This window comes from Pseudonocardia sp. TRM90224, from assembly GCF_021245725.1.
GTDB lineage: Bacteria > Actinomycetota > Actinomycetes > Mycobacteriales > Pseudonocardiaceae > Pseudonocardia.
In genome coordinates this window covers 224,502-247,392 of the sequence record NZ_JAJGSX010000009.1, presented here as the reverse complement: position 1 = coordinate 247,392, position 22,891 = coordinate 224,502, and the positions used below count along the sequence as shown (strand labels likewise).

General features: G+C 72.2%; 23 protein-coding genes and 1 pseudogene. 7 read left to right on the top strand and 17 right to left on the bottom strand.

The features are described from left to right. Positions 1–669: 669 nt before the first annotated feature. Entirely contained in the window at positions 670–1,086 is a 417-nt protein-coding gene (locus LL648_RS17420) for a hypothetical protein (RefSeq protein ID WP_232663628.1), read from the top strand. Positions 1,087–1,258: 172 nt separating this feature from the next. Here LL648_RS17420 and aroC read toward each other — a convergent pair whose 3' ends face one another. The 5 genes from aroC to LL648_RS17395 all read right to left on the bottom strand — a co-directional run bounded on the left by aroC (position 1,259) and on the right by LL648_RS17395 (position 5,367). Further along, positions 1,259–2,425, bottom strand: coding sequence for a chorismate synthase (gene aroC / locus LL648_RS17415; protein WP_232663700.1), 1,167 nt, complete (start codon positions 2,423–2,425; stop codon positions 1,259–1,261). 13 nt (positions 2,426–2,438) lie between these two features. After that, a complete protein-coding gene (locus LL648_RS17410; RefSeq protein WP_232663627.1) occupies positions 2,439–3,125 on the bottom strand; it encodes a prepilin peptidase in 687 nt (228 codons plus the stop codon). A gap of 157 nt (positions 3,126–3,282) precedes the next feature. Next, on the bottom strand, positions 3,283–3,918 hold the full coding sequence (locus tag LL648_RS17405; RefSeq protein ID WP_232663626.1) for an urease accessory protein UreD: 636 nt from the start codon (positions 3,916–3,918) through the stop codon (positions 3,283–3,285). A gap of 83 nt (positions 3,919–4,001) precedes the next feature. Continuing rightward, positions 4,002–4,643 (bottom strand): urease accessory protein UreG, encoded by a 642-nt coding sequence (ureG, locus tag LL648_RS17400; RefSeq protein ID WP_308190341.1) that lies wholly within the window; start codon positions 4,641–4,643, stop codon positions 4,002–4,004. Positions 4,644–4,659: 16 nt separating this feature from the next. Beyond that, positions 4,660–5,367, bottom strand: a complete 708-nt coding sequence (locus LL648_RS17395) for an urease accessory UreF family protein (RefSeq protein ID WP_232663625.1) — start codon at positions 5,365–5,367, stop codon at positions 4,660–4,662. A 140-nt stretch (positions 5,368–5,507) separates the two neighbouring features. Between LL648_RS17395 and LL648_RS17390 the strand changes: the two genes are divergently transcribed. After that, positions 5,508–5,720, top strand: coding sequence for a hypothetical protein (locus LL648_RS17390; RefSeq protein WP_232663624.1), 213 nt, complete (start codon positions 5,508–5,510; stop codon positions 5,718–5,720). Positions 5,721–6,028: 308 nt separating this feature from the next. Here LL648_RS17390 and LL648_RS17385 read toward each other — a convergent pair whose 3' ends face one another. Continuing rightward, a complete protein-coding gene (locus tag LL648_RS17385) occupies positions 6,029–6,529 on the bottom strand; it encodes a hemerythrin domain-containing protein (protein WP_232663623.1) in 501 nt (166 codons plus the stop codon). Positions 6,530–6,611: 82 nt separating this feature from the next. On the opposite strand from LL648_RS17385, the gene LL648_RS45245 reads away from it, so the two are divergent. Then, positions 6,612–7,496 (top strand): NAD(P)-dependent oxidoreductase, encoded by an 885-nt coding sequence (locus LL648_RS45245; protein WP_232663622.1) that lies wholly within the window; start codon positions 6,612–6,614, stop codon positions 7,494–7,496. A gap of 105 nt (positions 7,497–7,601) precedes the next feature. Here the strand turns inward: LL648_RS45245 and ku are convergent, their stop codons facing one another. After that, a complete protein-coding gene (gene ku / locus LL648_RS17375; protein ID WP_232663621.1) occupies positions 7,602–8,567 on the bottom strand; it encodes a non-homologous end joining protein Ku in 966 nt (321 codons plus the stop codon). A gap of 112 nt (positions 8,568–8,679) precedes the next feature. On the opposite strand from ku, the gene LL648_RS17370 reads away from it, so the two are divergent. After that, on the top strand, positions 8,680–9,612 hold the full coding sequence (locus tag LL648_RS17370) for a 1-phosphofructokinase family hexose kinase (RefSeq protein ID WP_232663620.1): 933 nt from the start codon (positions 8,680–8,682) through the stop codon (positions 9,610–9,612). Next, positions 9,612–10,367, top strand: coding sequence for a 5'/3'-nucleotidase SurE (gene surE / locus LL648_RS17365; protein WP_232663619.1), 756 nt, complete (start codon positions 9,612–9,614; stop codon positions 10,365–10,367). Before LL648_RS17370 ends, surE begins: the two co-directional genes overlap by 1 nt. Positions 10,368–10,390: 23 nt before the next feature. Here the strand turns inward: surE and LL648_RS17360 are convergent, their stop codons facing one another. The 3 genes from LL648_RS17360 to LL648_RS17350 are packed head-to-tail and all read right to left on the bottom strand — an operon-like array spanning position 10,391 to position 12,710. After that, positions 10,391–12,118: an urease subunit alpha gene (locus LL648_RS17360; RefSeq protein WP_232663618.1), complete on the bottom strand. Its 1,728-nt coding sequence runs from the start codon at positions 12,116–12,118 to the stop codon at positions 10,391–10,393. 8 nt (positions 12,119–12,126) lie between these two features. Then, a complete protein-coding gene (locus LL648_RS17355; RefSeq protein WP_232663617.1) occupies positions 12,127–12,411 on the bottom strand; it encodes an urease subunit beta in 285 nt (94 codons plus the stop codon). Next, a complete protein-coding gene (locus LL648_RS17350) occupies positions 12,408–12,710 on the bottom strand; it encodes an urease subunit gamma (RefSeq protein WP_232663616.1) in 303 nt (100 codons plus the stop codon). The genes LL648_RS17355 and LL648_RS17350 overlap by 4 nt, the downstream gene beginning before the upstream one ends. 98 nt (positions 12,711–12,808) lie before the next feature. On the opposite strand from LL648_RS17350, the gene LL648_RS17345 reads away from it, so the two are divergent. Continuing rightward, a complete protein-coding gene (locus LL648_RS17345; RefSeq protein ID WP_232663615.1) occupies positions 12,809–13,675 on the top strand; it encodes a spermidine synthase in 867 nt (288 codons plus the stop codon). A 16-nt stretch (positions 13,676–13,691) separates the two neighbouring features. Here LL648_RS17345 and LL648_RS17340 read toward each other — a convergent pair whose 3' ends face one another. The 7 genes and pseudogenes from LL648_RS17340 to shbA form a co-directional block, all read right to left on the bottom strand. Then, a complete protein-coding gene (locus tag LL648_RS17340) occupies positions 13,692–15,380 on the bottom strand; it encodes a purine-cytosine permease family protein (protein WP_232663614.1) in 1,689 nt (562 codons plus the stop codon). Between the two features lie 55 nt (positions 15,381–15,435). After that, complete coding sequence (gene mltG / locus LL648_RS17335; protein ID WP_232663613.1) at positions 15,436–16,737, bottom strand: endolytic transglycosylase MltG; 1,302 nt, start codon at positions 16,735–16,737, stop codon at positions 15,436–15,438. A gap of 296 nt (positions 16,738–17,033) precedes the next feature. Beyond that, positions 17,034–17,477 carry a Holliday junction resolvase RuvX gene (ruvX, locus tag LL648_RS17330; RefSeq protein WP_232663612.1) on the bottom strand — a complete coding sequence of 148 codons (444 nt, stop codon included), beginning with the start codon at positions 17,475–17,477 and terminating at the stop codon, positions 17,034–17,036. Further along, positions 17,470–20,130 (bottom strand): alanine--tRNA ligase, encoded by a 2,661-nt coding sequence (gene alaS, locus LL648_RS17325; protein ID WP_232663611.1) that lies wholly within the window; start codon positions 20,128–20,130, stop codon positions 17,470–17,472. The genes ruvX and alaS overlap by 8 nt, the downstream gene beginning before the upstream one ends. A gap of 60 nt (positions 20,131–20,190) precedes the next feature. Next, positions 20,191–20,493 carry a hypothetical protein gene (locus tag LL648_RS17320; RefSeq protein WP_232663610.1) on the bottom strand — a complete coding sequence of 101 codons (303 nt, stop codon included), beginning with the start codon at positions 20,491–20,493 and terminating at the stop codon, positions 20,191–20,193. After that, positions 20,490–20,909 carry a DUF948 domain-containing protein gene (locus LL648_RS17315; protein WP_232663609.1) on the bottom strand — a complete coding sequence of 140 codons (420 nt, stop codon included), beginning with the start codon at positions 20,907–20,909 and terminating at the stop codon, positions 20,490–20,492. Before LL648_RS17315 ends, LL648_RS17320 begins: the two co-directional genes overlap by 4 nt. A gap of 162 nt (positions 20,910–21,071) precedes the next feature. Further along, positions 21,072–21,707, bottom strand: a pseudogene (shbA, locus tag LL648_RS17310) (RNA polymerase sigma factor ShbA); the annotation flags it as partial. A gap of 349 nt (positions 21,708–22,056) precedes the next feature. On the opposite strand from shbA, the gene LL648_RS17305 reads away from it, so the two are divergent. Beyond that, positions 22,057–22,749 carry a TetR/AcrR family transcriptional regulator gene (locus tag LL648_RS17305; RefSeq protein ID WP_232663608.1) on the top strand — a complete coding sequence of 231 codons (693 nt, stop codon included), beginning with the start codon at positions 22,057–22,059 and terminating at the stop codon, positions 22,747–22,749. The last annotated feature ends 142 nt before the right edge of the window (positions 22,750–22,891 follow it).

The window sequence follows — 22,891 nt, the reverse complement described above, 5'->3', positions numbered from 1 at the left end:
CGACCCGAGCACCAACCGCGGGTCCGCGGTGGTGCCAGCGCAGCGGGACGCGCTGTGAACCGGCCCGACCCCAACCGCGCCAACCCGAACCGCCCGGACCCGAAGCGCGCCGACTCGAGCGACACCGCTCCGAACCGCATTGAGCCGAACCGCGCTGAGCCGAACCGCCCAGAACCGAACCGCCCAGAACCGAACCCCACTGAGCAGGGCCGGACCGATCAGGGCCGGATCAGGTTGAACCACCCGGACCGGAACCGGGTCGGCCAAGGCCGCCCGAACCCGGAGGGCCCAGGGCCGATCCGCCAGGGTCCGAACCAGCAGGGCCCGAACCAGCAGGGCCCGGCGCAGAAGCCGCAGAACCTGCCGGCGCTGAACCACAAGGCGCCGAACCAACAGGGCCAGAACCAACAGGGCCAGAACCAACAGGGCCAGAACCAACCAGGACCCGGCCATCCGGGGCAGAGCCGGGCCACCTCCCATCCGACGCCGAACCGTCCAGGCCCTGACCGCCCGGGCCCCGACCGCCCGCGGCCGAACAACGCGGATCCGAACCGGCCCCAGCCCCAGCCGCGTCCCGCGGTCCACAACCCTGCCGCCCCCAACCCTGCAGCACAGAACCCAGCGGCACAGGGTGCAGCCGCCCAGAACGTCACGGCGCCGAACCCCACCGTGCAGGGCAGGCCCGCGCCGAAAGGCCCCGGCCCGCACCCGGCCGGCCCGCACCACCCGCCGGCGCAGTCGCTCCAGAACCAGCCCGCCCAGAACCAGCCCGCCCCGAACCAGCCGGGGTCCGGCCGGGCAGCCCCGCCGCCCGCGCACCCGCTGCGGGGTGACGGCGACGATCCGCCGCCGCCGCGGCGCGAGCAGCTCCCGCTCCCCCGCCGCGATGGGGGCGGTCACATCGAGCCGCAGCTGCGCCAGCCACGCACCGCCGGCAACGGCACGCCGTTCACACCGTTCGCTGCCGATTCCGCCGACGCCGAGCCCAAGACCGACGAGCACCCGGTCGACCGGGCCGCCGCGTTCTACGCGGCCACCCGTCGCTGGCGGGAGGGCGGCCAGCCGTGGGGGCGCGAGGAGCGCTAGGCCGTATTTCGGAAGTCAGGGTCGATGCTCTTCGTGATCCAGATCGTCGCTGGCAAGGCGCCGCCACGATCCGTCGTACCTGGTACCCGGTCGTGGCAGCAACGCCGCCAGCGGCGATCTGGGCGCGAAGAGCGCGATCAGGACTTTCTGAACACGGCCTGGCTCTTTGCCGCTACTGGGCCTCCAGGTAGGCGGCGAGGTTGCGGCGGGTCTCGGCCAGCGAGTCGCCGCCGAACTTCTCGACCGCCGCGTCGGCCAGCACCAGCGCGACCATCGCTTCCGCGACCACGCCGGCTGCCGGCACCGCGCAAACGTCCGACCGCTGGTGGATGGCCTGTGCCGGCTCGCCCGTCGCCATGTCGACGGTCTGCAGCGCGCGCGGAACCGTGGAGATCGGCTTCATCGCCGCCCGCACCCGCACGGGTTCGCCGTTGGTCATGCCGCCCTCGATGCCACCCGCCCGGTTCGACAGGCGCTTCACCGGGTCGCCGGGGATCATCTCGTCGTGGGCGGCGCTGCCGCGCCGCGCGGCGGTGCGGAAGCCGTCGCCGATCTCGACGCCCTTCATCGCCTGGATGCCCATGAGCACCCCGGCCAGCCGGGCGTCGAGCCTGCGGTCGGACTGCACGTAGGAGCCCAGCCCCACCGGCAGCCCGTAGGCGATGACCTCGACGACACCGCCGAGCGTGTCGCCATCGCGCTGGGCGGCATCGACCTCGGCGACCATCGCGGCCGTCGCGGAATCGGCGTAGGCGCGGACGGGGCTCGCGTCGACGCGCTCGAGGTCGCGCGGACCGGGCAGCTCGTCGTCGGGCGCGGTGGCGCTGCCGAGCGCCACGACGTGCGACACGATCTCCACGCCGAGCGCCTGCTTGAGGAACGCCTTCGCCACCGTGCCGAGCACGACCCTGGCCGCGGTCTCCCGCGCGCTCGCCCGCTCCAGGACGGGTCGCGCGTCGTCGAAGCCGTACTTGGTCATGCCGGCGAGGTCGGCGTGCCCCGGACGGGGCCGGGTGAGCGGCGCGTTGCGGGCGCGGTTCGCGATGAGATCGGGGTCGACCGGATCGGCCGCCATGACCGTCTCCCACTTCGGCCACTCGGTGTTGCCGATCCGCACCGCGACCGGTCCGCCTTGCGTGATGCCGTGGCGGACTCCGCCGATGACCTCCAGCTCGTCGGCCTCGAACTTCATCCGGGCACCGCGGCCGTAGCCGAGCCTGCGGCGGGCCAGCTCGGCGGCCAGCTCCTTCGTGGTGATCTCGACACCGGCGACCATGCCTTCCAGCACGGCGACCAGCGCGGGACCGTGGGATTCCCCAGCAGTGATCCAGCGCAGCACGGCTGACATCCTCTCACCCCGCGCCCGCGGCGACGCCGCCCGTGCCCGCAGCGGCCACCACCACCAGCCAGCTCGCCAACAGCATCGAAGGACCGTGCGGCACCGCCGAACCACGACGCAGCCGCCGCACCAGCAGCCCGACCACACCGACCACGGCGGTGATCACCATCGACAGCGCCGCGGCCAGCGGCAGCGCCGCCCACGACGACGCCGCGAGCACGGCACCCAGCGGGGCTGCCAGCTTCACGTCGCCCGCGCCTATGGCCCGCGGCGCGGCCAGGTGCACCGCGGCATGCAGGACCAGCGCAACGCCCGCTCCCGCCAACCCGCGCAGCACCGCCTCTGCGCCGAGCGGCGCCAGCAACACCAACGCCACAGGCAACGCAGGAAGGGTCAGCAGGTCAGGCAGCCGGCGGTGCCGGATGTCGACGATCGCGAGCGCCACCCCGAGCCAGGCGAGCGCCAGCACCACTGCGAGCCATGGCGTCGCGAGCCACCCGCCGACCCACGCGGCGCCGCATACGGCCCATAGCCCACCCACGGCGAGCTCGCAGGCCGGCGCGCGCACCACTGCGCCCCGGCGTAATCGGGCCAGCAGCCACCGCGCCATCCCGCCGGCCACCAGCCCTGCCACTCCGAACGTGAGCGCCGTGCCGAATCCGGCGACCGCACCCCATCCCGTTCCAACGTCTGCGTCCATGCCGGCAATGCTCCCGGCCAGAGCTGGGGCGGACCAGACCGATCTGCCAACTGTGGATGAACGAGGGCCGATGTGGACAGTTCCGGCTCTGCGGCGCGGAACTGTCGGTGCCGGCTGCTATTGCGCGACACGCGCGTGCCGCGTGACAGCAGCGGCCTCAGCCTGGCGAGACGGCCTCCAGGACCGCACCGACGGCGCCGGGCTCCCCCACCGCCGTGAGCAGGTCACCGGGTCCGGCGAGGGCGCTCCACGCCCACCGGACGCCACTCCGCTCGCCGCAGCCGCTCGGCCGGCGTGGAGCGCCGACCAGCAGGAACGTCCCTACCGCACGGGCGCCTGCCGAACCGCCGGGCCCCGCCAGCGCGGGATCGGCCCCGTCGAGCAGCGTCGTTTGGGTCAGCAGCGCACGCCCGCCGACGGTCACGTTGACAGCACCCCGGTACCGCCCACCGCGCTGGCCGTGCCGGCCCAGCACGACGACCTCCCGCACGGCAGCGGTGGCGTCGCCGGCCAGCTCGATCCGCAACCACGACTCGAGCGAGGCCCCGTCCGACACGATCGTCGGCTCGGGCGCCCAGTCGATCCGCCCGGCCGCCCGCACCCGGATCGTCGTCGCCCAGCGCGCCGGTCCGTCCTCGGTCCCGGCCTGGACGAGCGTCGCGCCGGCGCTGCGCACCCGCAGCTCCGCACCCGCGCAGACGTCGACGTCGAGCGAGAGCGCGTCACCACCCAGCGGCCCGCCCGCGCCCTGCACGAGGTGCACCTGGCGTTCACCGGTCGGGCGCAGCACCACCGGCCAGGCCTGTGACCAGCGAATACGTTGCCGCTCCCCGCTCCGGTCGACCCGAAGGCCCGCCCTCGCGGAAACCGCCTGCCTCAACCGGCCCGCCGGGTCCGGACCTGCGTGGTGATCCATTCCGCGATCGGAGCGGCGTCCGGCTGGTCCCGCAGCGAGACGAGCACGGTGGGACGGCCATCGCGGACCTTCTCCGCGTCGCCGCGCATCACGTCGAGATCGGCCCCGACCAGCGGCGCGAGGTCGATCTTGTTGATGACGAGCAGGTCGGAGCGGGTGACCCCGGGGCCACCCTTGCGCGGGACCTTGTCCCCGCCTGCGACGTCGAGCACGAAGATCTGCGCGTGCACGAGCCCGTAGCTGAACGTGGCCGTCAGGTTGTCGCCGCCGCTCTCCACCAGCACGAGATCGGGGTCGTGCCGCGCGACGAGATCCTCGACCGCGTCCAGGTTCGCGGTGATGTCGTCGCGGATGGCGGTGTGCGGGCAGCAGCCGGTGCGCACGGCGCGGATCCGCTCGTCGGGCAGCACGCCGTGGCGACGCAGGAAGTCCGCGTCCTCGGTCGTGTAGATGTCGTTCGTCACCACGACGATCGACAGCTCGCTGCCCAGTGCCTTGCACAGCGCCGCCACCAGCGCGGTCTTGCCGCCACCAACCGGGCCGCCGATCCCCACGCGCAATGGCCCGGCGGGGCCGGCGGCGAGCGGCGGGTGGGCTGTCATCAGGTCGAACGCGTCGTCACGATGCAAAGAGGGTCGCCTCCGATGAGTCGTGGAGCTGGGCCAGTACGTCGTGCAGCGGGCTGCTCTCGCCGGGGAGCAGGGCGGGGTCGGCGTCCGCGACCGCAGCGGCCGCTGCGTCGCCCGCCGTGCGCGCGACCGCCTCGGCCCGACGCCCGGCGCGGGCGGCCACCGCGGCGACGGCCAGCGGGTCGAGACCGAGCAGTCGCACAGCGGCGGTGCACGCTCCGCCGATCATGTGGTGCAACGCCAACCCTGCCGCGTCGAGCGGTGTCCCGCCCGCGGCCGCGGCCGCCACGCCGAGTACGAGTGGGTGGTGGACGCCGCCCAGCGCGCGCAAGGCCTCGACCGCCGGGCCCGGCCAAGCGAGCGTGACGGTTCGCAACAACGCCGCACCCTGCGCCCGTGACGCCGCCCGCAGGGCGGCCGACGGGGTGCGCGCCGAGACGGCCTCGTCCCAGCTCGCCCAGTCCGGCTCCGGCTCCCGGTCCGGATGGGCGGCGAGCCCGCACGCCGCGGCGGCCGCAGCGGCCGGCACCGTGCCGCTGGTGCGGAGGCGGCCGTCCAGGAACACCTCGAGATCTGCCGTCGTGGCGATCAGGCCGCGTTCGACGAGCGCCTCGACGCCGCCGGAATGACCATGGCCGCCTGACGGCAGGCGCGAGTCGGCGAGGAGCAGCAGACCCGCCGTGAGGGTGCCCGCCACGTCACCTCCCGCTCCGGTTGGGCTGTTCGGGCAGTATCCGATACGCCGATCGAACGCTGTGCGAAGTGGGATGTTTCACACGTGCCACGCTGTGGAAACAGACCCAGTAGGAACACCCTGCGCGGGGAAGGACACGTGGCATGTCGACGGTCATCGGGCACCGCGGAACGTTGTACCCCTACCTCGACGTCGCCGGGCTCGACCGGCACATCACGGAACTGCGGGAGCGGATCACGCACACCGATCCCACCCTGCGCACGCTGATCACCGCCTACTGGACCGACATCGACCGCCTCCTCGACCACCGCTTCCGCCTCACACAGGGCCCCGACGCCGCGGCGCTCTGCGCCTGAGACCGCAACCTCCGTCACCACCCGCCGGTGGTGACGGCAGTGCCAGGAAAGTCCGCCGTGGCCCTCCGGGCCGCCACGAGGGATGAGAATCCGTGCTGGGTGCGGCCCGGGTGTGTACGGCCGGGCCGGGCAGGCGGGCGGGTGTGCGTCCCCAGCCTGATCAACTCGCAGTCGTTCACGTCCAGACGTGAGCGAGTACGCGCTGACCCTGCCCCCGTCCGCACAGCCCGCCCGACATGGGCCGACCGCGACAGTTGCGGCGATTCACCTGACAGCAGCCACTTTCCTGGCACCCGCCATCCGCGAGATCAGGCGAGCACGGCGTCGGCGGCCTTCTTCAGCGCGCCGGGCTGTGAGGGCTTGCGCGGCGCCTTCTTGCGCATCTCGATCATGCGGGCGCCCATCTCCTGCAGCGGCTTGCGGCCGAGGCCTTCACGCACCTTCGGGAACCATTCCTGCTCTTCTTCCTCGATGTGGTGGGTGACGTTCTCGATCAGCACCATCGTCTTCGCATCGAAACGCTCGTCGGTGGGCTTCATGGCGGCGAGCTCCATGCAGAGGACGTCGGCGACGTGGTGCTCCTCGTACGACTCGAGCACGTCGTCCTCGACGGCCGGCAGCAGTTTGCGCACTTCGGGGTACATGCACTCGTTCTCGAGATAGGTGTGCACCGTCAGCGCTTCGAGGATCTGCTCGACCAGCTTCCCCTTCAGCTTCGTCGCGTTCTCCCCCGCCGACTGGAACTTGGTGAAGAGCGCCTTGATCTCCTTGTGGTCCTGTTTCAGCAGCACGATCGCGTCCGTCGACATCGCTTGTCCTCCGAGGTGTGGTGGGTTGCGACCGGCTACCCGACGCCTTCACGACGGAAACGCAGGTCCATCCTGAGTGGCTGTGAGCATCAACATCGGGTTCGTCGGCGTCGGACGCATGGGGCTGCCGATGTGCGCCAACCTCGTCGCGGCTGGTCACGACGTGGTGGCGCACGACCTGCGGCCGGACGTCGCCGATGCAGCGCGGCGATCCGGGGCGCGGTGGGCCGGCGACGTGGCGGCTGCCGTCGCCGACGCCGACGTGGTGATCACGATGTTGCCCGGCCCACCCGAGGTCGAGCAGGCCGCGGCCGGGATCGTCGCCGCGATGCGCCCGGGCACGACGTGGATCGAGATGAGCAGCTCCTCCCCCGCGGCCGGCACGACGATCCGCACGCTCGCCGCGGAGCGGGGCGTCGACGTGCTGGAGGCGCCGGTCGGCGGCGGCCCCGCGGCCGCACGGGACGGCACGCTGCGGCTGTTCGTCGGCGGCACCGCCGAGCTGCTCGCCAGGCACCGGCCGGTGCTGGAGGTGCTCGCCGACCCCACCCAGATCCGGCACGTCGGCGGCGCCGGCGCCGGGTACACCACGAAGCTGCTGGTCAACCTCTTGTGGTTCGGGCAGGCCGTCGCGACGGCCGAGGCGCTGCTGCTCGGCAAGCGGGCGGGGATCGACCTCCAGGTGCTGCGCGAGGCGATCGGGTCGAGCGCGGCGTCGAGCGAGTTCGTCCGCCGCGACCTCGACGCGCTCTTCGCGGGCGACTACCTGCGCTCGTTCGGGCTGGACCGCTGCTGCGAGGAGCTGGGCTCGATCACCGCGCTCGCACGCGAGCACGACGTGCCGTTCGCGCTCTCGGAGCTGGTGGAGGACGTGCACCGGCGCGCGCTGGAGCGCTTCGGGCCCGTCGACGGCGAACTGCTCGCCGTCGCGCTCCTCGAACAGGAGACCGGCGTCGAGCTGCGCTGACCAGGTGTGCGTTCCGCACGCGAGGGCAGCAAAGCCACTTTCCGGCCCTCACAGGGCAGGAAAGTGGCTTTCCTGCCCTCCCCCAACGCGGGGGTGAGCAGCCGGTCAGGACGCCTTGCGCTTCTTTCCCGCCGCCGTCACCGCCTTCTCCAGCTCGTCCCGGCTCATCTTCGAGCGGCCCTCGACGCCGAGCTCGCGGGCGAGCGCGCCCAGCTCGGCCTTCGTGGCGCTGGAGAGATCGGCCTGCTTCTTGCTGACCTTCTTGCTGGCCTTCTTGCTGGGTGTCGGCCGCTTCCCGGCCCGCGCGGCCTCGACGCTGCGTTCCAGCGCCGCGACGAGGTCGGCCATGTCCGTCGGCTCCGGCGGCTCGGCCTCCACCGCGATCTCGCGGCCCTTGTGCTTGTCGGTGATCAGCTTCTCGACCCGGTCGCGGAAGCTGTCGTGGAAGTCGCCCGGCCGCCAGTCGCCACTCATCGAGTCGATGAGGTTGAGCGCCATGTCCATCTCCTTGCCGCGCGTCGCGACGCGGTCGGGCAGCCCGTCGAGGTACTCCTTCGGGTCGCGGATCTCGTCCGCGAAGAACAGCGTCTCCAGCGCGATCACGCGGTCGTCGGCCCGGATCGCGGTGAGGTACTCCTTGCCGCGCATGACGAACGTGGCGATGCCGGCCCGGTTGCTGCGCCGCATCGCCTCGCGCAGCAGCGCGTACGGCTTGCTGCTCTCCGACGACGGCGCCAGCCAGTACGTCTTCTGGAAGAAGATCGGGTTGATGTCGTCGAGGTCGACGAACGTCGTGATCTCGATGGTCCGCGACCGACCGGGAGCGATCGAGTCCAGCTCCTCCGGCTCTACGACGACCAGGTCGCCGTTCACGTCACGACCGTTGACGATGTCGGAGAACTCCACCTCCTTGCCGGTGCGCTCGTTCACGCGCTGGTAGCGGATCCGGTCGGTGGTGTCGCGCTCGTACTGGTGGAAGTGGATCGTGTGATCCTCGGTGGCGCTGTAGAGCCCGACCGGGATCGACACGAGACCGAAGCTGATCGACCCGGTCCAGATCGAGCGTGCCATGGCTGCGAACCTCCTGATCGGACGGCGTTCCCTTCCAGAATCGCCCGCGGGGCGCGGGTTCGCAGGATGGCGCCGCGGTTCGCGAGGTGGTGCATCCGGGTATGGAACGGACATGACGGACACCGTGGTCGTTGTTGCCCCCTCCCCGCTCCTGACCGTCACGATCGAAGACCGGGCCGGTGAGCCCGACATCCACGTCCACGCCGGCGGCCAGGGCGTCTGGCAAGCCCGGATGATCTCCACATTGGGTGTGCACGTCGTGTTCTGCGCGGGCCTCGGCGGGGAAACCGGTGATGTGCTCAGCCACCTCGTCCCCGGCGAGGACGTCGCGCTGCGCTCGGTCCAGGTCGGCGCGCGCAACGGCGCTTACGTCCACGACCGCCGCGACGGCGACCGCGAGCTCGTCGCGCAGGCCCCGGGCGGCGCGATGGACCGGCACGAGCAGGACGCCTTCTACGAGCTCGCGCTCACCGAGAGCCTGCGCCACGGGTTCGCGCTGCTCTCCGGCCCGCACGACGACCGGGTGCTGCCGGCGGACCTCTACGCGCGCCTCGCCGCCGACCTCACCGCCAACGGCGTCGCGGTTGCGGCCGACCTGTCCGGCGAGCGCCTGTCCGCGGTGCTCGCCGGGGAGCCGGTGCTCGTGAAGGTCAGCCACGAGGAACTGCTGGAGGACGGGCGCGCCGACGACGACAGCGCCGCAGAGCTGGTCGCCGCGATGCGGCAGCTGCGCAAGGAGGGCGCCGGCACGGTGGTGGTCTCACGCGCCGAACAGCCCGCGCTGGCGCTCGTCGAGGACGACGTCGTGGTCATCGAGATCCCGCCGCTGCAGCCCGTCGAGTCCAAGGGCGCCGGCGACTCGATGACGGCGGGCATGGTGGCGACGCTGGCCCGCGGCGGCTCCGTCCGCGACGCGTTGCGGGTGGGCGCGGCGTGCGGGGCGCTCAACGTGGTGCACCGCGGGCTCGGCAGCGGCGGCGCCGAGGCCGTGGAGGCGCTGGTGGAGCGCATCGAGCTGCGGCCGTGGGAGCAGGGGGAGGACTGATGCGCGTGCTCGTCACCAACGACGACGGAGTGGAGTCGCCGGGGCTCGCGGTGCTGACGCGAGCCGCGCTGGACGCCGGGCTCGATGTCGTCGTCGCCGCGCCCGCGGAGCAGTCCAGCGGCGCGAGTGCCGCCATCATCGCGACGCGTGAGAACGGCCGCACGCCTGTGACCCGGGTGACCCTGCCCGACACGCCGGACGTCGAGGCCTACGCGGTGCAGGCGCAGCCCGGTCACATCGTGCTGGCGGCGCTGCGCGGCTGGCTCGACCCCGTGCCGGAGCTCGTGCTCTCCGGGATCAACCACGGTGCGAACGTGGGGCGGGCGGTGCTGCACTCGGGCACCGTCGGCGCGGCGTTGACGGCCGGGGTGGTCGGGGTGCGCGCGCTCGCGGTCTCGCTCGACGTGGCGCTGCACCCCGAGGGTGATCGGCACTGGTCCGGCGCCGCGAAGCTGCTCCCCGACGTGCTCGACCTGCTGGCCGGGACGGGGGCGGGCACGGTGCTCTCGCTGAACGTCCCGGACCGCCCTCAGCTGCGGGACCTGCGCCACGCGACGCTCGCGCCGTTCGGCACCGTGCAGACCCGCGTCGACTCCGCCGACGACAGCAGCTGGCAGCTCGCCGAGGTGGAGGTCGAGGACGAGCCGGCCGACGGGTCCGACAGCGCGCTGCTCGCCGCGGGCCACCCGACGCTCACCGCGCTGTCGTCCGTCAGCGAGGACACCTCGGTCGACCTCGCCCAGCTCCTCCGGTAGCACATCCGAAAGCCGGAGGTGCCTCAGAACAAGAAATACCGCTGCGCCATCGGCAGCTCGACGGCCGGTGCCGGCTCGACCACCTCGCCATCGATCCGGACGGTGAACGTGTCGGGCTCCACCTCGATGCGCGGGAGGGCGTCGTTGCCCGGCATGTCGGCCTTGGTTATGTGGCGGGTGTCGGCCACCGGCGCCAGCCGCCTCCGCACGGCAAGCCGCTCCGCTAGGCCGTGCTCGATCGCGGCCGGCGCCACGAAGTGCACGGATGTCGCCGCGGTCGTCACCGGCGAGGCGCCGAACATCGGGCGCGGCAGCACCGGCTGCGGGGTCGGGATCGAGGCGTTGGCGTCGCCCATCGCCGCGTAGGCGATCATGCCGCCCTTGAGCACCAGCGCCGGGCGGACACCGAAGAACGCGGGTTGGTAGAGCACGAGGTCGGCGAGCTTGCCGACCTCCACCGAACCCACCTCCGCGTCGAGCCCGTGCGCGATGGCGGGGCAGATCGTGTACTTCGCGACGTAGCGGCGCGCCCGCACGTTGTCGGCAGGTCCGTCACCGGGCAACGCTCCCCACCGCTTCTTGCCGACGTGCGCGGTCTGCCAGGTCCGCAACGGGACCTCGCCGACCCGGCCCATCGCCTGTGAGTCGGAGCCGATCATGGAGATGGCGCCGATGTCGTGCAGGAGGTCCTCCGCTGCGATCGTCGAGGGCCGGATGCGGCTCTCCGCGAAGGCGAGGTCCTCCGGCACGCTCGGCTTGAGGTGGTGGCAGACCATCAGCATGTCGAGGTGCTCGTCGACCGTGTTGACGGTGTGCGGGCGGGTCGGGTTGGTCGACGAGGGCAGCACGTGCGGCTGCCCGGCGACGGTGATGATGTCGGGTGCGTGCCCGCCGCCGGCGCCTTCGGTGTGGTAGGCGTGGATGCCTCGCCCGGCGATCGCGGCGAGGGTGTCCTGCACGTATCCGGCCTCGTTCAACGTGTCGGTGTGGATGGCGACCTGCACGCCGAACTCGCCCGCCACCCGCAGGCACGCGTCGATCGCGGCAGGCGTCGAGCCCCAGTCCTCGTGCAGCTTGAACCCGGAGATCCCGGAGCGGGCCTGCTCGCGCAGCGCCTCGACGCCCACGGTGTTGCCCTTGCCGAGCAGCGCGACGTTGAGCGGCCACTCGTCGAGCGACTCCAGCATCCGCGCGACGTACCACGAGCCGGGCGTGACGGTCGTGGCCTTCGTGCCGTCAGCGGGGCCGGTGCCGCCGGCGATCCACGTCGTGATGCCGGAGCCCAGCGCCTCGGGGATCTGGGTCGGTGAGATCAGGTGGACGTGGCAGTCCACCCCGCCGGCCGTCATGATCATCCCGTTGCCGGCGATGATCTCGGTGGACGGACCGATGACCAGCGCGGGGTCGACGCCGTCCATGATGTCGGGGTTGCCGGCCTTGCCGAGTGCGACGATCCGCCCGTCACGGACGCCGACGTCGGCCTTCACCACCCCCCAGTGGTCGAGCACGAGCGCACCGGTGATCACCAGGTCGGGCGCACCCTCGGCGCGGGTGGTCCTGGCCTGCCCCATGGACTCGCGGATGACCTTGCCGCCGCCGAACACCACCTCGTCGCCACCGCGCGGCCCGCGGCAGCGGTCCTCCGTCACCTCGATGACCAGGTCGGTGTCGGCCAGCCGCACCCGGTCGCCCGTGGTCGGCCCGTACAGCTCGGCGTAGCGGGCGCGGTCGATGATCCACGGTTCGCTCACTGGCTCGCTCACTGCAGCCTCAGCCCCGGCACGGTTCGCGTCCCGCCCAGCTCGACGAGCTGCACCTCGCGCTCGACGCCCGGCTCGAAGCGCACCGCCGTCCCGGCCGGGACGGCGAGCCGCATGCCGGTCGCCGCAGCCCGGTCGAACTCCAAGGCCGGGTTCGCGGCGGCGAAGTGGTAGTGCGACCCGACCTGGACCGGACGGTCGCCGGTGTTGACGACGGTCAGACCCGTGCGTGGCCGGTCGACCGGTACCGGCTCGGCGGCCAGCAGGTACTCGCCCGGGATCACTGGATCGGCCGGTGGACGGTGACGAGCTTCGTGCCGTCCGGGAAGGTCGCCTCGACCTGCACCGACGTGACCATTTCCGGCACGCCCTCCATGACGTCGTCGCGGGCGAGTACGTCCTGCCCGCCGGTCATCAGCTCCGCGACGCTGCGGCCGTCGCGCGCGCCTTCCAGCACCCAGTCGCTGATGATCGCGACGGCCTCCGGGTAGTTGAGCTTGAGCCCGCGGTCGCGGCGCTGCCGCGCCAGCCCCGCGGCGACGTGGAGCAGCAACCGCTCCTGCTCGTGGGGGGACAACAGCACCGCGCACCCTCCTCCGATCGGTCTAGGAGCACCCTGAGCGATGAACCTATAACCGGCCGATGTCGCCGGTGTTACGCCGCGCGGCAGGATCATCTGTTGTGCCCCGACCAGAGCGCTCCGAGCGCATCGCCCGCGCGAGCTTCCGCGCCGAGATCGACAACGGCAGCGCCGAGCTGCTGGGCGACCCCGACCGGCTCCGGGGCTGGACGCTGCTCGTGGACGGCACCGCGCAGTCCCACGTCGACCTCGACGACCCGACGCACCTGGAGTTCGAGTACATCCGCAGGCTCGGGCACGTGATCGACCTCGTGGCGGCCCCCACGGCGCCGCTGCGGGTGCTGCACCTCGGGGGCGGGGCGTGGACGCTCGCCCGATACGTCGCCGCGACGCGGCCGGGCTCGCCGCAGCGGGTCGTAGAGATCGACGGCGCGCTCGCCCAGCTCGTCGCCGACCGGCTGCCCGCCGACGACCTCGACGTGGTCGTCGCCGACGCGCGTGCGGCGCTCTCGCGGCTCCCGGCCGGCTCGACGGACCTGTTGTTGCTCGACGTGTTCGCCGGAGCACGCACACCGTCGCACCTGACGACGGTCGAGTTCCTCGCCGACGCCGCGCGGGTGCTCGCGCCGGGTGGGGTGTACGCCGCGAACGTCGCCGACGGGGGCGCCCTCACGTTCGCGAAGGCCCAGGTGGCGGCCGTGGCGACGGTGTTCGCCGAGCTCGCCGTCGTCGCATCGCCCGAGATCCTCGCCGGGCGCCGGTTCGGCAACCTCGTGGTCGTCGGCTCGCAGCGCGAGCTGCCCGTCGCCGCGCTGGCCCGGCGGACGGCCGGGGACCCGTTCCGCGCGACCGTGCTCGACGGCGTGGAGACCGCCGAGTTCGCCGGCGCCGCCGTGGCCCCCAGCGATCGGACGGCGACCCCGTCGCCGCTGCCGCCACCGGGGTTCTTCGGCCGGCCCGAGGCGTAGGGCATAAGGCCTCCGGCTACCGGACGCCGGGCATCGGAAGGTCCGCTGAAGTGCCACCCGCCTTGCATGCGTCGTGGCAGCTCGTCTCCAAGCTGCAGCACAGCGAGCAGACAGCACCGCCGTGGAAGTCGCAGCCGGCCATGTCGGGGCGTTCGAACTCCTCGTGGCACTTGCCGCAGCTCAGCAACGCGGTCGAGAGCAGGCCATCGGCGTCCTCCAGCGGAGGCTGCAGCTCGTCCACCCGGGCCAGGTAGTAGCGGCCGCGGGTGAGCACGCAGATCACCGGCGAGAGGACGAACGCCAGCACGAGCGCCAGGTACGGCGAGAACGCCGCCAGCAGCGGTCCGAACAACCCGAAGAACGCGAGGATCGACACCACCGAGGCGATCACCATCGAACCGAATCCGACGGGATTCACCGAGCGCAGGTGAGCCCGCTTGAACTCGATGTAGGACGGGCTGAGCTTCAGCAACGGCTTGTTGATCACGAGGTCGGCGACGACCGCGCCGATCCAGGCGATCGCGACGTTGGAGTAGAAGCCGAGCACGGCGTTGAGGAACCCGAACACCCCCAGCTCCATCAACGCGAGCGCGACACCCACGTTGAGGAAGATCCACACGACCCGCCCGGGGTGGGCGTGCAGCACCCGGGAGAAGAAGTTCGACCAGGCGAGCGACCCCGCATAGGCGTTCGTGACGTTGATCTTGATCTGCGAGACGACGACGAACAGCACCGCGACGGGCAGCACCAGCCAACCGGGCAGCACCAGCCCCAGCCCGGCCGTGAACTGCCGGATCGGCTCGACGGCCGCCACCGCACCGACCTCGTCGAGGATCCAGACGGCCAGCAGCCCGCCGGAGATCTGCTTGATCGCGCCGAGGATCACCCAGCCGGGACCGGCCGAGAGCACGGCGGCCCACCACTGGAACCGGTTCGCCGGCGTGAGCGGCGGCATGAACCGCAGGTAGTCGACCTGCTCACCGATCTGCGCGATCAACGACAGCGCGACGCCCGCGGCGAGCCCCACCCCGAGGAGGCTGACCCCGGCGCCGCCGGACGTCCCGGTGAACGCGAAGAAGTCCCCGTACGCCTGCGGCTGCTGGACCAGCAGCGCGATCAGCGGTGCCGCGAAGATCAGCAGCCAGAACGGCTGCGTCCACGCCTGCAGCTTCGTGAGCGCCTTCATCCCGTAGATCACGATCGGGATCACCATCAGCGAGGTGATCAGGTATCCGATCGGGAGCGGGATGCCCAGCCCCACCTCGAACGCCTGGGCCATGATCGACCCTTCGAGCGCGAAGAAGATGAAGGTGAAGCTCGCGTAGATCAGCGACGTCAGCGTGGAGCCGAAGTAGCCGAAACCGGCGCCGCGGGTCAGCAGGTCCATGTCGATCGCGTACTTCGCCGAGTAGTACGAGATCGGGATGCCCGTCACGAAGATCGTCACCGCGGCCAGGAGGATGCCGAGCACGGCGCTCGCCGTGCCGTTCGAGAGCACGATCGACGCGCCGATCGCGTAGTCGGCGAGGTAGGCGATGCCGCCCAGCGCCGTGGAGGCCACCATCACCGGTGTCCAGCGGCGGAACGTCGTCGGCGCGTACCGGAGCGAGTAGTCCTCGATCGACTCCGCGGCGGCCCAGCGGCGGAAGCCGCGGCGGCCGCCACCGCCCTCCGGGGTGGTGGTGGGATCGAGTGTTTGCGTCATGGACCGTGACGCTAGGTCCGCTCGATGACCCTGCTGTTACGCAGTGTTACGACCGTCAGAACGCCCCTGCAGCGCGGGCCGCCTGCACGTTGCGGGAGTGGTCGTTGAACGTCTCCGCGAAGCAGGACGAGCCGTCGGTCTTGCAGCGCACGAAGAAGTACCACGACCCCGGCTCGGGCGTGAGCGCCGCGGAGATCGCGTTGTTGCCGGGCGCCGAGATGGGGGTCGGTGGCAGGCCCGCGGTCGTGTAGCTGTTGTACGGGCCCGGCTTGGCGCGGTCGGCCGCGGTCGTGCGCAGCGCCTGCAGGTCGAGCGGGTAGTTCACCATCGAGTCGAGTTCGAGGCGCTGGCCGGCACCGAGCCGGTTGTAGATCACCCTGGCGACCTTCGGCATGTCCGGCGTGATCGCCTCCTTCTCGACGAGCGAGGAGATGATCAGCACCTCATAGGGGTCGGCGCCGATCGCCTGGGCACCGGAGACCAGCCCGGCCGCCTCCAGCCGCGTCGCGGACGTCGCCAGCAGCGCGCTCAGCACCTCCGCGGCCGGCGCGCCCGGCTTCACGTCGTAGCGGCCGGGTACGAGCAGCCCTTCGAGCCTGCGCACCGGGTCGGCGCGCTCGACGGCCTCCAGCGCCCAGGTGGGCACACCCAGCGCCGCCGGCTCCGTCGTCGACATCGTGGAGCGCAGCTCGTCGACGGTGACGCACTTGCGCTCGCCGTCGAGCGTCGCGCACGTGGCTTCCGAGATGAGGCTCAGCACGCCGGGCACGGTGGACCCGTCGCCGCCGCGGGTGTCGTCGAGCTGCACCCCGCCGCGGATCTCCAGCTGCCCGATCCGCGCGCTCGGGTCGAGCATCAGCGCGACGGCCGCGGCACCCGACATCTCGAAGCGCACCTGGTAGTAGCCCGGTTGGATCGACCGGCTCCGGTCGTCCTTCGCCGCTGCCCTGGTGAACGCGGCGGCGCTCTTCACCACACCGCTCTCGACGAGGATTCCGGCGATCTTGGTGGTGGTGTCGCCGTCCTCGACCTGCACGACGACGTCGCCGCGGCCCTCGCCTTCGAAGTCGGGCGTGGAGAAGAACGAGGTGAAGACGAAGAGTCCGCCACCGACGACGGCACCGAGCAGCACCACCGCGGCGAGCACGAACACGCCCAGGCGCTTGCGACGCTTGCGGCCGGCCTGCTTGCCGGACCGTCGGGTGGCCGCCCGCTCACCCGACGGTTTTGCGGTCTCCAGCTTGACGGTGGGTTCCTCCGCGGCCGCCCGGCGCGCGGCACGGCCGCCCGACGGCGGTGCGGGTGCGCGCTCGCCGGTGCGTTCGGGCCGGGCGCGATCAGGGGCACGGTCAGGCACGCGGCGCTCCGGGGGCCGGCCGCCCGGGTCGGGGCGGTCCCCGCTCTCCGAGCTACTCACCGGGCGGCTCACCGGGCGCCGAGGCGCCATCCGGGGGTTGTCGTCGTAGCGGGGCGGCGCGGATCGGGGCCGGCCCGCCCCTGGCGTCTCACCGCCGTTGCGCGAAGGCTGACCCGGCGCGTCCGCCCTGTTACGGGACGGTGGCACCTGGTCACCGCGCTCCCTCTGCACAGTGCGGGAGGGTATCGACGACGGGTCGCGTCGGCCCGGCGGGGTCCTGTCCTGCGGGTGGTGTGTCATCGGCTGCCGTCGAGCCAACCTTGCAGGATCGCCACGGCAGCCGCCTGGTCGACGACGGCGCGCTGCTTGCGGCCCTTCACCCCACGCTCGCGCAGCTGGCGCGTGGCGACGACGGTCGTGAGCCGCTCGTCGGACAGCTCGACGGGCACCGTGACGGCCGCGGCGAGCGCGGTTGCGAACTCCCGCGCGATCACCGCGGCCCGGCCTTCCGCGCCCGACAGCGAGCGCGGGAGGCCGACCACGATCCCGACCACCTCGTGCTCGACGGCGAGCGCGGCGAGCGCACGCAGGTCGGCGTCGTCGCCCTCTGCGGCGCGCGGCACCGTCACCAGTGGCGTCGCGAGGACGCCTCCGGGGTCGGAGAGCGCCACGCCGATGCGGACGGCGCCGACGTCGACGCCGAGCCGGCGCCCCCGCACGAGCGCCGTGTCGTCAGGCACGCAACGCGGCCCGCAGCGCGTCCAGCGCCGCGGGGATGCCTGCGGGCTCCGTTCCGCCGCCCTGCGCGAGGTCGGGCTTGCCGCCGCCACGACCGCCGACCGACGGACCGAACGCGGGCACCAGTTTGCCCGCGGCGATCCCACGGTCGCGGGCGGCCTGCGTGGTCGCCACGACGAACGCGACCTTGCCGGCGTCGGTGGAGAAGAGCGCCACCACACCCGGCCGGGCGCCGAGCCGGGCCCGCACGTCGGACGCGAGCGCGCGCAGGTCGTTGCCGGCGACCCCACCGGGCACCTCGACCGCGACGAGCGCGACCCCACCGACGTCCTCAGCGCCGTCGGCGAGCGAGCCCGCCGAGGAGAGCACGGCGTCGGCACGCACCTTCTCCAGGTCGCGCTCCGCCGTGCGCAGCCGTTCGACCAGCGAGTTGATCCGCTCCGGGAGGTCCTCCGGCCGGGCCTTGAGCTGGTCGGCGATCGACGAGACGAGCACGTGCTCCTTGGAGAGGAACCGGAACGCGTCGAGCCCGACGAGCGCCTCGACCCGGCGCACCCCGGAGCCGATCGAGCCCTCGGAGAGCACCTTGACCATGCCCAGCTCGCCGGTGCGGCCCACGTGGGTGCCACCGCACAGCTCGCGCGAGTAGTCGCCCATGTCGACCACCCGCACGAGGTCGCCGTACTTCTCGCCGAAGAGCATCATCGCGCCGAGCTTGCGGGCCTCGGCCATCGACGTCTCGTAGGCCTGCACCTCGCGGTTCTCCTGCAGGACCGAGTTGACCTCGTCCTCGATCTCCGCGAGCGCGGCCGGCGCGACTGCCCCGCTGGGCGAGGTGAAGTCGAACCGCAGCCGGCCGGGGGCGTTCAGCGATCCGGCCTGCGCGGCCGAAGGGCCGAGAGCGCCGCGGACGCCGGCGTGCACGAGGTGGGTGGCGGTGTGCGCGCGCGAGACGGACATCCGACGGGCGGTGTCCACCTCCGCGACGACGGCGGCGTCGAGCGGGACGTCGCCGTTCGTGACGACCCCGCGGTGCACACGCAGCCCTGCGACCGGCGACTGCACGTCGTCGACGCGCACGGTGAACGAAGCACCGCGCAGCTCACCGGTGTCGGCCTGCTGCCCGCCCGCCTCCGCGTAGAACGGGGTGCGGTCGAGCACGACCTCCACGTGGTCGCCCTCGCGGGCGGCCGGCACCGCGACCCCGTCGACGAGCAGCCCGACCACGGTGGCCTCCGCCGCGAGCTCGCTGTAGCCGAGGAACTCGGTGGTGCCGTGGGTGTCGAGCACCGCGCGGTAGATCGAGCCGTCGCCGTGGCCGACCTTGCGGGCCTTCGCATCGGCCTTCGCGCGCGAGCGCTGCTCCTCCATGAGCGTGCGGAAGCGGTCCTGGTCGACCTGCAGCCCCTGCTCGGCGGCCATCTCCAGGGTGAGGTCGATCGGGAAGCCGAACGTGTCGTGCAGCTGGAAGGCCTGGTCGCCGGCCAGCGTCGTGGAGCCGGTCTTGCGGGTCTCGGCGACGGCGGTGTCGAAGATGCGCGACCCGGCCGTCAGGGTCTGCAGGAACGCCTCCTCCTCGGCCTGCACGACCGCGGCGATCCGCTCGAAGCCGCTCTCCAGCTCCGGGTACGACGGCGCCATCGCGTCGCGCACGACCTCGGCGAACGACTCCAGCACCGGCTCCTGCACGCCCAGCAGCCGCGACGAGCGCACGATCCGGCGCAGCAGCCGGCGCAGGACGTATCCGCGGCCCTCGTTGGAGGGGGTCACGCCGTCGCCGATGATCATCACGCCGGAGCGGGCGTGGTCGGCGATCACGCGGAACCGCACGTCGTCCTCGTGGTTGGCCCCGTAGCGGCGGCCGGAGAACTCCTCCGCGCGCCCGATGACGGGACGCACGAGGTCGGTCTCATAGACGTTGTCGACGCCCTGGAGCAGGTACGCGACCCGCTCGATGCCCAGGCCGGTGTCGATGTTCTTCTTCGGCAGCGACCCGATCGGCAGGTGCCCGTACTTCGGGCTCTCCTCGCCGCGGATGTCCTGCATGAAGACCAGGTTCCAGATCTCCAGGTAGCGGTCCTCGTCGGCGACGGGCCCGCCTTCCTTGCCGTGCTCGGGGCCGCGGTCGTAGTAGATCTCCGAACACGGGCCGCCGGGGCCGGGCACGCCCATGTCCCAGTAGTTGTCGAGGCCGTCGCGACGCTGGATCCGCTCGTCGGGCAGGCCGGCGATCTTCTTCCAGAGGTCGATGGCCTCGTCGTCGGTCTCGTAGACGGTGACCCAGATGCGCTCGGGGTCGAAGCCGTAGCCGCCGGCGGCCTGGCTGCCGGTCACGAGGTTCCAGGCGTGCTCGATCGCTCCGGCCTTGAAGTAGTCGCCGAAGGAGAAGTTGCCGGCCATCTGGAAGAACGTGTTGTGCCGGGTGGTCTTGCCGACCTCGTCGATGTCGCCGGTGCGCACGCACTTCTGGATCGAGGTGGCGCGCGGGTACGGCGGCGGGGCGTCACCGAGGAAGTACGGCTTGAACTGCACCATGCCGGCGTTGACGAAGAGCAGCGTGGGGTCGTCGAGGATCAGTGAAGCGCTCGCGACACGGGTGTGCCCCGCTCCGACGAAGTGCTCGGTGAAGCGGCGGGCGATCTCATGGGTCTGCACGGGAATGCCTTCGGTACGAGGTGAGGGGTCGACGCGGGGCGGCAGGGGCGAGGCGCGGGACTACGCCCCTGCCCGGCGCGCTCGCGCTCGGGGGGCGGGCTCTTCGGCCAGCGCGTCGCGGTACGTCGGGAGCGCGGCGCCCGTGCGGCGCTCGACGAGCTCGGTGAGCTCCTGCTCGCGGGTCTCCATGCCGGCGCGGATCTCGGCGCCGAACGCACCGATGCCCGAACCCAGCTCACGAAGGCCGTCGGCGAGGTTCGCACCCATCCCGGCGGGGGTCAGGTTGTGGGCGGCCTCGGTGGCGCGCTTGGTGACGTAGGCGCCGATCGCGACGCCGAGCCCCATCCAGAAGAGCCGCTTCACTTCACGCCGCCCTTCCGGCGGCCCCGCCCGGGGCGGGTGCGCAGCGAGTGCTGCCCTGCGTCGCGCCCGGCGCGGCGCGCCTTGACGGCCTTGCTCAGCCCGTAGGAGAACGCGGCGGCACGCACGAGCGGGCCGCCGAGCGTCGCGGTGAACAGCGACGTCAGCACCGAGACGTTGCTGCTGACCATGCGCGCGCTGGACGTGATGCCGTCGACCCGCTCCAGCTGCGTGTTGACCTGGTGCAGCGTGGTCTGCGCGTTGTCGAGCAGCGGGGTGCTGGACTCGTGCGCCTTGCGGATGGCGATCGTCGCCTCGTCGAGCGTGCGGCCGAGCTTCAGCAAGGGCACGGCCAGCAGCACCACGAGGACCACGAAGGCCCCCGCCGCGATCAACGCAGCGATCTGGCCAGCCGTCACAGAGCCCTCCTCGGGTACCGCATTCAACGGGGAATGATCGGCAATCAGGCTACTCCCCGGCGGTACGCGCGATCGTGCGGGTCAGAGCGGCAGCGGCCCGTCGAAACCCCACGGCCGATCGTCCGGTGTGGCCGTCGTGTCCGCTTCCTCCTCGGCGGGGTCGTCGGGGCCGGTCAGCACACCGCGCAACCGGTTGAGCGCGCGGTGTTGGGTGACCCGCACCGCTCCCGGGGTGGATCCGACGGCCGCGGCGGTCTCCTCCGCGGAGAGCCCGACCGCGATCCGCAGCACCAGCACCTCGCGCTGGCGAGGGGTGAGCGTGCGCAGCAGGTCGCCGAGCCGTTCGACGAGCTCGGCGGTCAGCAGCTGCTGCTCCGGCCCGTCGCGCGTGATCGGGGCGTCGGGGAGGTCGGCGACGGGGTCGCAGCGGTTGCGCCCGATCGCCCGGAACGCGTCGGTGACCTTGTGCGCGGCGATCCCGTAGACGAACGCGCGGAACGACAGGCCCTTGAGCGTGTAGTTCGGCAGCGCGCTCACGACCGCGAGGCAGACCTCCTGCGCGACGTCGTCGGCCGAGCCGACGACCGTCTCCTGCCGCCCGAGCCGTCCCCGGCAGTAGCGCAGCACGAGCGGCTGGATCTCGGCGAGCAGCCGGTCGCGGGCACCGGGCTCCCCGGCGATCGCCTTCGCGACGAGGTGGTCGAGCACCTGGGGCGCGACGGGCAGCTCGAGATCCGTCTCGGGTACCTCTACGGGCTCGACCGCCTGGACGGGCTGGACGGGCGCCGGCACGCGCATGTGCTGCGGCAATGGCACCGGTTCGTGACCTGCGGCCGGCTGGGCGAACGCGGTCATGGCCGTTCCTCGGGCGAGCGGGTGCCTGGCGGACACCGATAGCAGTAGTGCTCGATCATTGGGGTTCCCCTCCCCCTCACGACCTCGGTGGCGAGCCACCGGTGCCGTACCGACACGTGCGACGCTCGCCCCCCCGAGCGAAACGAAACACGGCCTGCTGCCGTGCTGAGGGAGTGACCGGACGCCCTGCGTGACCGGGCCCTCGTTCCTTCGACATGCAAGTAAGCATCTTGGGTGACACCCAAGTTGGAGTCAATAGCAGTTCGGCTCACGGTACGGTTACTCTCTGCTCGTGCCCCCATCCGACGGCGGCCCGCCGGACGATCCACGGGCCCGCGCAGCGCGGACGAAGCGCGACCGCACCCGGCGCGCGCTGCTCGACGCCGCCGACTCCGCGTTCGGCTCGCGGGGCTGGGCGCAGACGCGCATGGAGGACATCGCGGCGTCGGCGGGGGTCAGCGCCGCGACTGCGTACAACCACTTCCCCACGAAGCACGCCCTGCTCGGGTACGTGTACGGCCCGCTCGTCCGCCCGTTGGCCGTGCAGGCCGAGCGGGACATCGAGGCCGACCGGCCGGTCGTCGAAGCGCTGATCGACCAGGTCCGGGCGCTCGCCAGGATCAGCGCGCGCTACCGGAAGCTGACCGCCGCGCTGTGGTCGGCCATCCAGGAGTACGGGACGCGGGTGGAGGGCCTGCCCATGCCCGACGACGACGCCGACCCGCGGGTGCTGGCCCCGATCCCCGACTCGATCCGGCTCCTCGCCGAGCACGGGCAGCGCACCGGCCAGCTGCGCACCTTCCCAGCGGCCTCCGAGGTCGCCGCGATGGTCGTCAACCTGCTGCTGATCCGCGCGATCAACCGGCCGGAGGAGGACCCCGATGTGACCTCCGAGCTGTTACTGACAGTGATGTTCGGTGCACTCAAACCAGATCTATTGACCGACCCGGCAAGCGGCGAACGGCCCTTCCGTCAGGCCCGCTGAACCACCCGTTCGAGACGAATCGAGACGAGCGGTCACCACACAGCGATCAATGGTCGTCCAGATCGGGTGAACGGAGTACACCCTCGTGGGCTGTCCGGCGCGCCGTTCTTGTCCGAGCGCAGCCGTCGACCTATTCCTCTGC